Raw genomic sequence first — 14,367 nt, forward strand, 5'->3', positions numbered from 1 at the left:
AACAAGCTGATTATACAGAAAATTGATATACTACTCAATCATTGTTTTAAAATTTTCTACAAAAAATTTTATTTTTCTACAACAATTAGACGTATACGGAGGGGAATGCCTCGGAAAAGAAGGGAATCATGAATAAATCTACAACTCCATTTTAGTAAAAATAGCTGTTGTATAGACCTAAATAATGGTGAAGTTATATCACAATTCATCCAAGATACTACGACATCAAGTAAATATTTTTCTAAATGAATGTTTTGACATAGTATCTCTTCCGATTGACGATTTGATACCAACTACTAAATCATTTCTACTAACTTTACATAAAAAAATCCCTCTACATATAGAAAGGGAAGGAACCACATTAAATCTGTGTACTGGAAAATGATGCATATTATTTCAGAAAACGATTGGATACTTGTTGTTTTTCTTCCCCCCATATATAGAAGAAAACCACAAGCAAAGTACTAAAAAAACCCATCACAAGAGCATACGTACTGAGGGCTACTCCCACTTGACTTTGCATGGCATAAATAAAAATGGCCCCTATTGTTAACAAGTTGCCTGTAACAATCGATACTAGATGAAAGCGTTTATTCATAGCAAGCCCTCCTATTAGATGAATTGGTAATGCTCAGGATTTAAGATAATTAACTTCAATTATCGCACAATTCAGAACTTTTTCCAATGTTTTTATCTTACTAGAATAATTAAAGATGCTTTTTTAATACATCTTTTTGTAGTATGATGAAACACAAAAGGAATATTCATAGATTATTACAAGAAAGGGGAGAGGATGGATCGTGAAATTACGCAATTCATTAACTTTTCAACTTGGGACGATTATCGCTGGTATTTTAGTGGTGATGCTAGGGATTACTTCGTTCGCTACATACATAACTGCTTACAATAAACTTTATGATGCTGCTGGTGTTGAGGCCTATGGCTGTGCCAATATTACGACAGGTTTGATCAATCCGCAACAATTGGAAAAGGCCATTCAAGGCGACAAGGCTGTACAGGAAAGCATTGGGAACGATTTGAACTGGACAACAGGTCATAAAGATATTTTCCAAACACAATATATTTTATCGTTGGATGGCACATTATTAGCGCTTGATGATCATTTGGCTGAAAAAGGTTATGCCCCTGGTGATCAATTTTATTTAGATAAAGAAGCTATTGATATGTTGCTTACACATAAGCATCCAACATACTCACAGCCTTATACCTATGCAGGGATGGACCGTTTATCTGGCTATGCCCCTATTTTTAAAGACCATGATTCCAGTAAAGAAATTATTGCCATTAGTGTCATCGACTTTGATGCCAATATCGTAAAGGAGCGAACATGGGATGTTGTACGAAATGGGATTTTAATTAGTATTTTCCCTATGCTAATTGCTTCCATCATTACAGGATTTTTAATTCGTCGTAAAGTAAGACCGATTAGTGTGCTGATTCAGCAGGCGAAAGAAATTGCCAATGGTAATTTAGCTGTACCTGAAACAAAAATTAACAGTAAAGATGAAGTAGCGGATTTAGCGAATACATTAAATCGAATGACAGCTAATTTACAAAATATGATTATGACGATGCGTTCCACTTCTAACACTTTAACGAATAACGCAGATGAAACCGCTTCCACCCTGAACGATATGAGCAATACCATTCAAGGTGTCGCCAATAATATCGAAGAGGTAACAAGTGCCGTGACGGCAGGGATGCACCATGCTGAAAATGCGACAGATGTTCTTACTTCTTTAGCGCAGGACCTTCAAATGATTCAAAGCAATACCAATAACAGTGCTGATAATGCTAGACAAACGATGGAATTAGCAACAGAGGGTGAGCGACTAGCAAAAGATATAAGCAATGATATGGCATTAATCCACAGCGGATCGGGTGAGGTACAACAAACAGTAGAAAACTTGGTTACATCTGCAACCAAAATTCAAACGATTACAACGTCTATTGCAAACATCGCATCACAAACAAATTTGCTAGCACTGAATGCTTCCATTGAAGCGGCTAGAGCAGGGGAGCATGGCAAAGGCTTTGCTATTGTTGCTGAGGAAGTACGGAAGCTTGCTGAGCAATCTAATCAAGAGGTATTGCAAGTTGAACAGCTTATTCAGGATATAATGAAGCATGTGCAGCAGGTCATGTCATCTACGAATGATAATACGCAATATATTGAAAAAGGAACAGAGACAGTACGTCTAACCGCACAATCTTTAGGAAATATTTCTACAGCAGTGGCTGCAACAGTAGAAGAAATGATTACCATTTCTAATGCTATGACCGCTGAAAACGAAAAATCTACACGTATTGTGCAGATGATTCAACAATTAACAGAATCTATTCGTGATATAGAAGAAACGATGAATATGATTACTGTCGCAGCACAGCAAACAACTGCAAGCATTGATGAGGTGGCACATGGCTCTAATGAAACAAATCACATGGCACACACACTCGAACAGCATGTAAAGGCGTTTAAATTAAAAGAATAATAGAAAGATTAGGACATGTTGGCTTTTGCTAATACTACTTAAATGGTAAACTAGCAATAAGATTTTTCTTTTGCGAAGGTGAGGATTTTAATGGTGGTAAAACAAATGAACGAGCAAGTTCAACAAGTCAATGACTTATTTTTGAGTGGTCAAGTAAAGGAAAGTTATCAACTAGCTAAAGAAATATTGGGCAATGATACAGCGATCGCAGAAGAGGCCTATCAAGTCATTCAGCAGCATGTGGCAATGCTAGAGGCAAATGGGTATGCAAATATGCCTCAGCCTACTGATGACAAAGCAAAGCAAAGTAAGGAACGTACAGATGGTTCGTATCCAGAACGAGATGTTCTCGCAGCTTATATAGGTAGTCAGGATGATGAGCAATTTGGTAAAGTGGTCCATGAATTATTAGCAGGACCTATAGAAGCGCAGGCGAACGCCTACTATACAATGGCAGAATATTATGTCCTTGCAAAAGAACAGGATAAGGCATCAGTACAGTATGCGGAGGCAATCAAATTGCAGCCTAATAAGGCATTGTATTGGGGAGCATTTGCACAGTTTTTAAATCGTCACGAAGGTAGCCCTTATTTGGCATTAAGACTGATTGAAGAAGCAATAATCCTAGATGGAATGAATCCTCGTTGGCACTATATTCAAGGTAATATATTTTTCCAGCTAGTAGCAGCGACAAAAAATTTAAGCTATTTACCTGCCTTGGAAGAAGCATGGGAGAAAGCTAAAAAACGTTGTACAGCTAAGCAGGTCACATTGAAATTGGATTTGGAGAAGTCAAAAGATTTGTTAGCGCAATGGAAAAAGCAAATGCTCTAACAGGTATCTATTAATAATTATTTCCTTTCAAGTATAATTATGCTATAGTGAAACCATAAACGGACGTATGAAGCTTATCGATGACATGAAAGAAGTGTTTTTTTGAGTTTATATGTAGCGTATGTATTGGTAGGACTTGCCATTGCCATGCCTGTAGGAGCTATTACAGTAGAAATGACAAAGCAAGGACTCAAAAATGGTTTTATGCACGGCTGGGCAGTTGGACTTGGTGGCATGACCATTGATATTGTATTGGTTTTTGCTTTGTATATGGGACTAGCTTCCATCTTGGCTATGCCTTTAATTCAACTACCTATGTGGATTATTGGAGCGGGCTTTTTATTCTTGTTAGGCTATGATTCTATCAAGAACGCTGACCATGATATTACATTGGCAGGAGAAAAAGTAACCAAATCGTTTTTTGCCTCTTATTTTAACGGCTTACTAGTGGCCATTTCGCCTGGTAATCTTGTTTTTTGGGTCAACGTATTTGGTGTGGTGCTAGCAAAATCTTATGGACAAGGGGAGTCAACGAGCTTTTTAATTATTGCTGCTGGTGTTTTAAGTGGAATTTTACTCCACGATATCGGTTTGCTGACCATTGTCTCGGTTACTCGTAAAGCTATGAATCGGAAGATGATTAGGACATTTACCATTGTCGCAGGATTCTTATTGATTGGTTTTGCTTGTTATTTTATCTATGAATTTATACAAGGAATTAAGGTTTATATATGAAAAGTGCGATCCCTAAAGATCGCACTTTTTTTATTGCGCAATAGCCTCAGTATGCTCTTTTAAACAAGCTAAAATTTCTTCTGCTACTTCATGCGCTAATGCTAGTTCTGAAGTAAAGCCAACACAAGAACAATTCATCTCACCTAAAATATAGCAATCTTCTCCGACTTCATTGGTATCTAGCATAAAGTCGGCTGTCCAGATTAGCGGTAAATCATAATTGCCTAGTAGGTTTGTTATTTGAGGGAGCTGCTTTAAAAAGTTTTGTACCAGCTCTTGCCAGTCTTCAGGTTTGTCATAGCGATATTGAGCGCCAGAGAATAGAGTTGCACTAAAGGCATCCTCGGTAGCAGCTGGTTTTTTATGTACTACGTGTACAGGATGATCGCGCAACATGAATAAGCGGATTTCGCCTTCTGTAATCCTTGGAAGAAAGCGCATATCGATTAACATACCATTCGTCCCTGTAATATACTGCTCACAAAATGTCATAAAGTCGCCAAGCTGCCAATATTCTACATGATTATCTTTTGCTTCAGTACATTTGATTTGTGCATCAAGTGGCACTTCAGTGATACCCTCTGCTAGCGGTTCCACCAATTTTACACGCCAAATACCTTCTCCAGTTGAACCACGATTTTGCTTCAAAACACGCTCTGTTAAGGCTAAGGAAGTAGGGAATTGTTTTTTGAATGCTTCGATTGTGTAGTAGGCAAATGTATCATCAGGTACTAAATTTGTTGTCGTCAGTTTTGATAATACGTCTTTTGAACCATAGCTAATCATGGCGTCTGGATGTGGCATCCCTATAACGCCAGCTTGGCATAGCTCTCGTAGCATAGCAAAGTACTCATCCTCATGCTGTAAGTTGCCTGGGTTAATGCGAGATACATAGGCAATACCATGTTCCTTAACATAGTGAAAGATTTCCTGCTTTTTTGTGATATCAAAGAAGAGTACCTCTGCATCCTGTCCACGTTGCTGTAGCGCTTCCACCATTGGCATTGTATCTGGGCGATAGCCATCTGGTCCTTTATCTGTGCCGCCTTCCACCTCGAAAAAAATAACTTTTTTATCCATAAAATACCTCCTTATATCTGTTGTTATGTTCAGTATAGTAGACAAATAAGGAGAAAAGATAGATAAAATATGTAAATTTTATGTATAAATTCATATATTACTATCTCGGTAATAGGAGGTATTGACTATTAAAAATCATAACTCTCTTAATTTTCTGTTTTCAAGCTTGCTTTTTCTGAAATACTGTAAGGTATAAAATCATAAGAAGAATTAGCAATGTACCAATAAACTGATAGCCACCAAAAGCAATCTTTAACCACCAAACACTTGTGATGACAGCCATTAATGGTTCAAGACTACCTAGTAGGCTTGACTCCTTTGGTGAAAGATAGTGCAAGCTAGCAATATAAAACCAAAAAGCGAGCATTGTCCCAAAAATAACAATAAAGAGAAAATAGGCAATGGTTGAAAACGTCCAATCAGATAGATCGATAGCCCATGGTGGGTGAGCTATACTCATAACTATACCACCGATGATCATCGACCAGCCGACAACTAGTAATGAATGGAATTGCTGTAAAAGTGGGACGGCATAAATGGTATAAAATGCAACAGAAAGACCAGATAAGATACCCCATAACACAGCCATTAAAGGAACGGACAATGTTGAAAAAGAACCGTTTGTTAATAATAAAAAGGTCCCCACAAGTGTAAGTGACACAGCTATACCATCCTGCTTTGTCAATGGACTTTGCCTCGTTAGAAAGTAATAAGCCATGATAAACAGTGGTGCTAAATATTGCAATAATGTGGCTACAGCTGAATTACCAATAGCGATTGACATCATATAGGTGTATTGGACAGCAAGCATGCCAAGTAGGCTAAATAAAATTTGTCTAAAAGCATTTTGCTTTGTGCGCCATATGACGAAAATGGATTCATGCCGATGGGTCATTTTATATATAGCTATTAGTAACAGACCTGCTAAAAGTAAACGACTAGAAACAAGCCAGCCGACCTCTAAATTGTCCTGCTGAAATAGTCGTTGGGCAACGGTCCCTCCGATTCCCCAGAAACTTGCTCCAAGAATAACTAGTAGAAAGCCCAGTGTACGTTTATTTTGGATAATTTGATTCATCTGTTTACATCTCCTAAACTATCAATATAAGATGATTATAAAGTGATTAAGTGGAAATAAATATCGATTTAATCCAATAAAATATCAATATATTGAGGTGTTAGAGATGCCGTTAACACATATTAAAATTGCTAAGGATTTACAAGAATTAACCTTGCATGGAACAAAAGAATTTCCAGTTGCCTTGTATGAAACGATTATGCGATTAGAAAGCATGGATTTTCTACCTCTCCATTGGCATAAAGAAATACAATTTGTTTTGATAAAAAAGGGATGTGCTCAGTATCGAGTGGGGACGGACGTTTTTGTTTTGAACCAAGGCGAGGGGCTCTTTATTAATGCCTCTGGATTACATGAAGCAAAGCCTTATCAAATAGAGCAAGCGATCGTTTATTGTGTAAATGTAGATCCAAAGTTAATGGGGGGGCATGAGGGCAGTATCTTTTTCTCAAAATATGTAGAACCGTATATTACAAGAAATCGAATACCTTATGTCAAACTAACAGGAGAGTTAGCACAGAAAGTAGCAACGATTGCGGAATTAATGCGAGAGCAAACCGCTTTTTTTGAGTTAAAGGTACGGAGAGAGCTTCTATTTATTTGGGAATCCATGCTAACCCAATCCTTATTGACAGAACAAATAATGGATTCTGCCACTATTGTGCAGCATGAACGAGCAAAAGCTATGCTAGATTTTTTACATGCACATTATCAGCAGAAAATAGCATTAGAAGATTTAGCTAGCCATGTGTATATAAGTCGCGCTGAATGTAGTCGTTTTTTTAAGAAAATAGTGGGCATGACACCGTTTACCTATTTATGCCAATATCGACTGCGCAAAAGCATAGAATTATTGAAGGGTAATGAGCTATCGATAACAGAAATAGCTGTTAATACAGGCTTTAGTACCGTCAGTTATTATATTGAAAAGTTTAAAGAATACACTGGCTATCCGCCACATGTTTATCGTAAGAAGTTTTTAAGTGTGAAAAATAATTGAACGTGAATGGAAATAGGACCATCTTTTATTCTCAAATTCTATACAAGATGAACCATTTGGCATAAAGTAAAATTATTAGTAGAGAGGGGGCATTGTGAATGATGGTCTTAAAAAGTAAGCAAAATATTTGGCTAGCCTTATTATTAGTGGTATTAGCGAGTAACTATACACTCTATAATACAGGATTTGGCACATCCCTTTTACCTATCGAAACAAATGGTGTTGTCATGGGCTCATTAATTGACTGTATTGTGGTGGTCCCTGTGCTATTTATGCTTTATAAAGGTAAATTTTCATTAAAGCAAGCCATCCTATTAGCTGCAGCTGGCTGTATTGCTGCACGTTTTATCATTCCTATGGAACACCTTCAGCCTTATGTGGCAGTGACATGGGCTGGCTTTGCGATTGAAGGGTCTATTATTCTATTAGAAATTATCCTAGTGGCAACACTTGTACGATACCTGCCAAAAATCCTAGGGGAAGTGCGGAGAAGCTCTTTACCAGATCTCTTTTCATTTTCAAAAGCTGTAGAAAAACATGCACCCAAGCATCCAGTTATTCAGATGATCTGTGCTGATTTATTAGTGCTTTATTATGGTTTCGCGAGTTGGAAAAGACAAGAACGACAAGGTTTATCTTTGCATAAAAATTCTAGCTATATCGCTTTTCAGCTCATGATTATTCATGGGATTGCTATTGAAACGATTGGTATTCACTGGTGGCTACATGAAAAGTCAATGATACTTTCCATTGTGTTGCTTGTTTTTAATATTTATTCAGTAATCTTCTTTCTTGCGGATATGCAGGCTATTCGCCTAAATCCTGTTTATGTCACAAATGATACATTGTACTTATCTCTGGGATTAATGAAACGTACTGAAATTCGTTTTGATCATATTGCTGAAATCATCGAAGACAAGGAGCGGTTAGAGGGAAAATTATCAAAAGATACGATAGACTTTATAGCACGTGATTTTGGTGAGGCCTATCCGCATTTTATTTTGAAAATGAAGGAGCCTGTGGAAGTAACGTTTATGCTAGGGATCAAGAAGCACTATAGTCACATAGCCATTAAAGCAGACCAGGTTCAAGAATTTAGACAAATGCTTGTAGAAGGAATGGCAATGAGCCAACATCATTAAAATTACTTATAAAGTAGTAGTCAATGTTTTGTGATCAAAACATTGACTATTTTTTTATTGATTGATTTTAATACTATTTAAACTAATTTTAACCTTGGAATTTTATAGTTTTAATGTACTGAGAATGATTGATTTACAGGAGGGCTTTGTTTTAGCGAAAGATTGATAGGATGAAAATTGTATGCCTGAGATAAAGGGGAAGTGTAATAAAAGCACGAATTAGTACATGATTAAAAAACCGCAATGTTCAACATGGCTATATGGAAGTACCAATAACGAATAGATCAATCAAATACAGTCTATGACAGAGTAACAGCCATCCTTTGGTATGTAGTGAACGGATTGAAATGACAAAATTCCAGCCTGCACTAGCAGAATTAAGCACGAAAAGACGATATGAGCAGATTGCATATTATGTAGAAACACCAGATCACTTGTTCCAAAATTTTCTTTAATAAAAGGCGAAGCGCATTTATTGGAGAAATATTATAATAAGCTTATTGAGCAACATACCATTTCTGACAGCATCCCAAAAATTTTTATTCCCGTACATCCAATCGATGTTCTTAAAGAACAAGTAGTGTTAGAAAATGTAAGAGTAACAAAAGATACGAAAACAAAAACCTCGGCATCTTTCTAGTCGATCAAAATCTACGAGCAAGTATTCCTTTACTGGTGTTTTTATGTAAAGGATATCTGTCCTATTATGATCGACACTACAACAAGTAAAGAGGAGTTATTGAGAAGCGCTACTATCTGTTCATTCGAAGAGTAGCATTGCAAAAATATAAAGCGGTTACAAAGATGATAAATACTAGCATAGAAGAGGAGGGATTGTGTATGAACGATTGCATTCTTTTACAGTCTAGTCAAGATTGGCATCTACAGAGAATGTATATGAAGAAGTATAACAAACTGGTACTGGTAAAAAGTGTTCATCATAATTCAGCAGAGACAAGAGCCAAACTACAATATGAATTTTCCTTGTTTTCGAATGAGCAAAATCCTTGGTTATTAAAGCCAATAGCTATTGATTATATAGATGATCAATATGCGATCATCTATGAAAATTTTAATGGAGTCCCCTTAAAGCAATTCAGTAATAACTTGATTTCTTTGCATCAATTTCTCCAGATTGCCATTGACCTTGTCAATATTTGTATGAAAATGCAACAAAGTGGTTTACTTTATCTACACCTACATCCTAATCAAATCTTAATCAATCCTAATTCTTTAAAAATAAAACTATTAAGCTCTGAATTTAGTACAAAATATGATGTAGAATCTCCAGTTGTGATTGAAAATCCCTATGAACGACTAGAACAGCTACCCTATTATGCACCTGAGCAAACTGGCAGACTACATTTAGAGGTAGACTATCGGACAGATTTATATGCACTGGGGACCATTTTTTACGAAATACTGGGCGGTCAATTGCCTTTTCAAGCAAAGGATGCCGTCGATTTGATTTATGAAATCATCACAAAAAAACCAGAACCATTGGTAAGTTTAGACAGTCGTTATCATTCATTGCTTTGGGAAATGATTGAAAAGCTATTAGCTAAAAACCCAGCTGATCGTTATCAAAGTGCCATTGGTTTGAGAGAGGATTTGCTACAAATCCAACAGAAACTTTTAGTAAACGAACCGCTTGAAAATTTCCTGCTTGGTGAACAGGATTTGCATCTGAATACGGGACTGTCTACTAAGCTTTATGGGAGAGAATCGCAATTCGCAGAGCTTTCCTCTGTTTTTCGTCAGGTTGCAAAAGGTGACAAAAAGATGGTTACGATATCAGGACAAGCAGGGTATGGAAAGTCCAAGTTAGTTCAAGAATTAAAGGGTGAAATAGCGGCCGCAAAAGGCTATTTTATTACAACTAAGTATGAGCAATTGCAATTAGAAAATGACTATTCCATTGTTATCCATCCTTTAAGGAGTTTATTGAAATTTATTTATATGGAAGGTGAAAGGTCTGTCCATTTATGGAAAAAATTATTTCAAGAGGTTAAATTAGTTGTGACAGATGAACTTATCCATCTATTACCTGAACTTAAATGGTTTGTGAAGGAGGAAGTACACTTCCAAAAAGAAGTTAGCCAAAATACAAAACAGCTCCATTCCTATACGTTTATATCGATTCAAAAAATTTTATTAACATTTGCTATGCAGAAGAAACCAGTTATATGGTTTGTAGATGATTTGCATTGGGCCAATCAAAGTACAGTTGAAATTATGACCCAAATTTTTGAGCAACACCGAGCAGGATACTTTATGATGATTGGTACATTCCGAGTGAATAAGGACAGCGCAGAGGAGGAAAATCAGCAAAGAACTTCTAGTTTTTCGAGCGGTCATCATATCCATTTACCCTTGCTTCAGGAACAACATGTTCAACAATGGTTGGAGGCATCTTTCCAGGCAAAGCCTCATACCATACAGATAATTGCCAAGCAATTATTTAATTTGACCAAAGGGAATCCGTTATTTGTGAAAGAGGCGTTTCGATCACTCCAGCAAGATAACACAATTTATTTTAATGCAACAACAAAAGAATGGGAGTTTAATCGTAAGAAATTTAATTTATCCCGATTGAACAACGAGCTACTTGTCTTTATTGAAACTAGAATGGCTAATTTAACAACACAAGCCCATGAGATTTTACGCATAGTTGCATGTTTTGGTCAGCGCTTTGAATTTACAGATGTCTTAAAGCTCGTGTCCTTATCAGCTCAAGCGTTATTAAAACACCTGGAAACACTTGTTGAGAATGGCTTTATTATTCCGTTAGATGCCCATTATAAATGGGCAAGTACGTTAGAGCATGAAGGAATTTTACATACATTTTCTACCAAATTCCAATTTGTTCACGATCGTATTCAACAAGTAGCTTATCAGGACTTATCAGGGCAATTGCGTGCTAAATACCATTATCAAATTGGCCAGCTTTTAACAGATGACTCTCAAATGGCTGCAGATCATGATCGATTAAGCGAAATCGTCATGCATTTCAATTACAGTCGCCACTTATTGACTGGGGAAGAAAAGCAAAAGCTGGCTATCTGGAATTATCAACTCGGTATTGAGGCTAAAAGAATAGGGCTCTTTGATAATGCGCTAAAATTTTTTACAACTAGTAAAGAACTATTGACGCCTGATCATTGGGAGACTAGGAGAGAACAGTCGGTTAAATTATATGCAAATTTAGGTGAATGTGAATATTTAACTGGCCACTACGAACAATCGGAAATGCATTTAACAGAAGCTTTGCAGCACGCAGAGACAAAATTAGAAAAACTGATGATTAACAATTTGAAAACGGTACTATACATTGAGTCCGATAACCCTACTATTGGTCTAGAAGCAGGCTTGGCAGGTTTTCAAGTTGCGAATCTTAAAATTTCAGCATATCCTAAAAAGTCACAGCTTCTAAAAGAGTATCTATTGTTGAAATGGGCATTGCGACATATGTCTGACCAAGACTTGTTGCAGCATCCGCCAACGAATAGTAAAGAAATTGATATTTTGATTCATTTAATTATTAATATGACGGCAAGTGCTTTCCTATTAAATCCTAACTTAACAGGCATTCTTTTAATGAAAGGGCTGCGTTTACAGTTGAAGTATGGCGCTACATCGAAAAGCGGCATGGTATTGATTAACTATGCTATGCTTTTAAATGCAGGTTTTGCCAATATAAAAGAAGCCACTCGCTTTGGCAAACTTGCCATCATTGTTGCGGATAACCAAGAAAGCATATATATCAAGGGCCATACTTATTATGTGTATGGCGTGTTTATCAGTCATTGGACAGAGCCCTATGAAACCAGTATTCAATATATTAATGAGGCTCAAGCAAAAAGCCAAGAGCTCGGCTTATATCATTTAGTATCCTCAGCATCATGTTTTATTGTCGCTATACGCCTTATTCAGGGTGTTAACCTAGAGGATTTACAACAAGAAATTAGACGACAACAAGATGAATTTTCTATTCATGCAAGTACCCTTTCGATTGACTTTTTAGCCGAAATGGGGAGATGGATGAATATCCTCCGCTCTCCACATCATCCTGTACATTGGGCCTGTCCTATCACAATACAGGATCAGCCTGCTATTAAAATCATGCATTATTCAGTGCGTTTACAAATGTCCTTTTTATTAGCGGATAAAATACAAGGGAAAGCGATTCTGGTTGAATTAAAGAAGCTAAGTAAGGACACTTATACATTACCAATCACCACAGTCTATTATTTTTATCGGGCCATGTGGCAATTTCACTTTCTGCATAGTCAAAATTGTCAGGTACAGGAGCAGAGGTTATTTTTAACGGATATACGTCAAAGCCTCAAGAAATTTAAGAAATGGGCTGTTTATTCTTCAGAAAATTATGAGCATCTCTATGCTTTATTAATGGCAGAGAATTACCGTTTACACAACAATGACAGTGAGGCAGAACTCTATTATGACCGAGCAATACGATTAGCAAGTATGAATGGTTTTGTCCAGGATACAGCCTTAGCATATGAACGAGCTGCTAACTATTATCTCGCAAAACAGCAAAAGAAAACGGCAAGGCATTATATATTGAATGGTATTCAAAGTATTGAAACGTGGGGAGCAGAAACAGTTGCTAGCAGATGGGCAAGAGAATATCAAGTGCATCGCAAACTGGAGAATCACAGTAGAGAATCACTCACGTTTGATATGATGACGGTTTTTGAAACGACTCAATCATTTGCAACAGCTATTCGTATGGAAGAATTACTGCATAAAATATTGTTTTCACTGTTAAAGCATGTGGGGGCAGATAGTGGCTATTTCATTCATAAACAGCAGCATGAATTATTGGTGTTAGCAAAGGCGGAAGCTGCGGAAAAAACATTTACGATGTATGATCAACAAAGTATGGAGAATTTTAATGCGAATATGCAATCGATTATACGCTATGTTCTTAATAGTAAAGAGCATGTGATTATCGACAATACACAAATAACACAGCATCCTCTTTTCTCCTATTCGACGGCTAAATCTATTCTTTGCCTACCTATTATCCATCAAAATGAAATTATTTCGATATTGTATTTTGAGAATACTTTAATGACGAATGCCTTCCATCCATCTCATGTCCAGCTATTGAAAGTAATTGCGGCTCAAATTGCCGTTTCTTTTGAAAATGCGAAAATATATGGAGATTTAGAAAAACGTGTTCAGTTGCGTACTAGGGAGCTAGATGAGACGAATCGGCATTTGATAAAAATGAATGAACGTTTAGAAAAAAATGAACTGGAACGTAAAAAACTCTTGCATAGTATTTCCCATGAATTACGCTCCCCGTTAACCTCTACATTAGGGTATATAGAACTTATGCTAGAGGGCGTGATTGATGACGCAGTAGCCAGAAAGAAATATTTAATACGAAGTAAAGAAAGGCTATTATCATTAAATAACTTAATTCAAGATTTGTTTGATTTAGCAAATCTAGAAGCTGGTAGAGCAGAATTTTCTTTTACAGAGGTAAAGGCAAAGGAATTATTTTTACAAATGGCAACCCGTTATGAGGATGAAGTAAAACAATCAGGATTAACATTCAGTGCTCACTTTTACGGTCATGAAGAAGCTCAGCTACTGATTGATAAAACGCGAATCTATCAAGTGATTGAAAATATCATGACAAATGCAATGAAATATACATCAAATGGTGGTATTCAATTGTCCCTCCATGTAGAGGACAAGCACTTGATTTGTTCGATAGCAGATAGTGGCATTGGTATTGCTGAGAGTGATCTTCCCTTTATTTTTGATAGCTATTATCGAGCAACTAACATCCATGAAGCACATTCGCATGGCATTGGCTTAGCTATCTGTAAACAAATTGTTCACCAGCATAATGGTGAGATTTTTGTTGAAAGTCTTGAAAATGAAGGAAGCATATTTAGCTTTACATTACCACTAGTTAAGGTATTGGTAAAAAATTAAAAAGGGGTG

General features: G+C 36.7%; 9 protein-coding genes. 6 read left to right on the top strand and 3 right to left on the bottom strand.

Annotation, left to right across the window (positions count from 1 at the left end; translation table 11 throughout):
- Positions 1–391 precede the first annotated feature (391 nt).
- Complete coding sequence (locus B3D98_RS16805; RefSeq protein ID WP_004231223.1) at positions 392–598, bottom strand: hypothetical protein; 207 nt, start codon at positions 596–598, stop codon at positions 392–394.
- A gap of 202 nt (positions 599–800) precedes the next feature.
- Here B3D98_RS16805 and B3D98_RS16810 point away from each other — a divergent pair, with 202 nt between their 5' ends.
- From B3D98_RS16810 to B3D98_RS16820, 3 genes are all read left to right on the top strand, one after another.
- On the top strand, positions 801–2,513 hold the full coding sequence (locus B3D98_RS16810) for a methyl-accepting chemotaxis protein (protein ID WP_288584487.1): 1,713 nt from the start codon (positions 801–803) through the stop codon (positions 2,511–2,513).
- Between the two features lie 90 nt (positions 2,514–2,603).
- On the top strand, positions 2,604–3,347 hold the full coding sequence (locus B3D98_RS16815) for a tetratricopeptide repeat protein (RefSeq protein ID WP_288584489.1): 744 nt from the start codon (positions 2,604–2,606) through the stop codon (positions 3,345–3,347).
- Positions 3,348–3,449: 102 nt separating this feature from the next.
- Complete coding sequence (locus B3D98_RS16820) at positions 3,450–4,082, top strand: LysE family translocator (RefSeq protein ID WP_288584492.1); 633 nt, start codon at positions 3,450–3,452, stop codon at positions 4,080–4,082.
- Positions 4,083–4,112: 30 nt separating this feature from the next.
- Here the strand turns inward: B3D98_RS16820 and B3D98_RS16825 are convergent, their stop codons facing one another.
- Together B3D98_RS16825 and B3D98_RS16830 are read right to left on the bottom strand one after the other, a co-directional pair.
- Positions 4,113–5,162, bottom strand: a complete 1,050-nt coding sequence (locus B3D98_RS16825; protein ID WP_288584504.1) for a Cj0069 family protein — start codon at positions 5,160–5,162, stop codon at positions 4,113–4,115.
- A gap of 160 nt (positions 5,163–5,322) precedes the next feature.
- Entirely contained in the window at positions 5,323–6,240 is a 918-nt protein-coding gene (locus tag B3D98_RS16830) for a DMT family transporter (RefSeq protein WP_257960718.1), read from the bottom strand.
- A gap of 106 nt (positions 6,241–6,346) precedes the next feature.
- On the opposite strand from B3D98_RS16830, the gene B3D98_RS16835 reads away from it, so the two are divergent.
- The 3 genes from B3D98_RS16835 to B3D98_RS16845 all read left to right on the top strand — a co-directional run bounded on the left by B3D98_RS16835 (position 6,347) and on the right by B3D98_RS16845 (position 14,358).
- Complete coding sequence (locus B3D98_RS16835; RefSeq protein ID WP_112118334.1) at positions 6,347–7,240, top strand: AraC family transcriptional regulator; 894 nt, start codon at positions 6,347–6,349, stop codon at positions 7,238–7,240.
- 98 nt (positions 7,241–7,338) lie between these two features.
- A complete protein-coding gene (locus tag B3D98_RS16840; protein ID WP_103118400.1) occupies positions 7,339–8,382 on the top strand; it encodes a beta-carotene 15,15'-monooxygenase in 1,044 nt (347 codons plus the stop codon).
- Between the two features lie 840 nt (positions 8,383–9,222).
- Positions 9,223–14,358, top strand: a complete 5,136-nt coding sequence (locus B3D98_RS16845; RefSeq protein WP_288584515.1) for an ATP-binding protein — start codon at positions 9,223–9,225, stop codon at positions 14,356–14,358.
- Positions 14,359–14,367: the final 9 nt, after the last annotated feature.

The sequence above is a fragment of the Lysinibacillus sp. UBA5994 genome, assembly GCF_002429725.1.
In the GTDB taxonomy this organism is placed as follows: Bacteria; Bacillota; Bacilli; order Bacillales_A; family Planococcaceae; genus Lysinibacillus; species Lysinibacillus capsici.

Excerpts from the sequence above, each read along its gene's own strand:
- B3D98_RS16805 (WP_004231223.1), bottom strand. The coding sequence starts at position 598 with ATGAATAAACGCTTTCATCTAGTATCGATTGTTACAGGCAACTTGTTA.
- B3D98_RS16815 (WP_288584489.1), top strand. The coding sequence starts at position 2,604 with ATGGTGGTAAAACAAATGAACGAGCAAGTTCAACAAGTCAATGACTTA.
- B3D98_RS16825 (WP_288584504.1), bottom strand. The coding sequence starts at position 5,162 with ATGGATAAAAAAGTTATTTTTTTCGAGGTGGAAGGCGGCACAGATAAA.
- B3D98_RS16830 (WP_257960718.1), bottom strand. The coding sequence starts at position 6,240 with ATGAATCAAATTATCCAAAATAAACGTACACTGGGCTTTCTACTAGTT.
- B3D98_RS16835 (WP_112118334.1), top strand. The coding sequence starts at position 6,347 with ATGCCGTTAACACATATTAAAATTGCTAAGGATTTACAAGAATTAACC.
- B3D98_RS16840 (WP_103118400.1), top strand. The coding sequence starts at position 7,339 with ATGATGGTCTTAAAAAGTAAGCAAAATATTTGGCTAGCCTTATTATTA.
- B3D98_RS16845 (WP_288584515.1), top strand. The coding sequence starts at position 9,223 with ATGAACGATTGCATTCTTTTACAGTCTAGTCAAGATTGGCATCTACAG.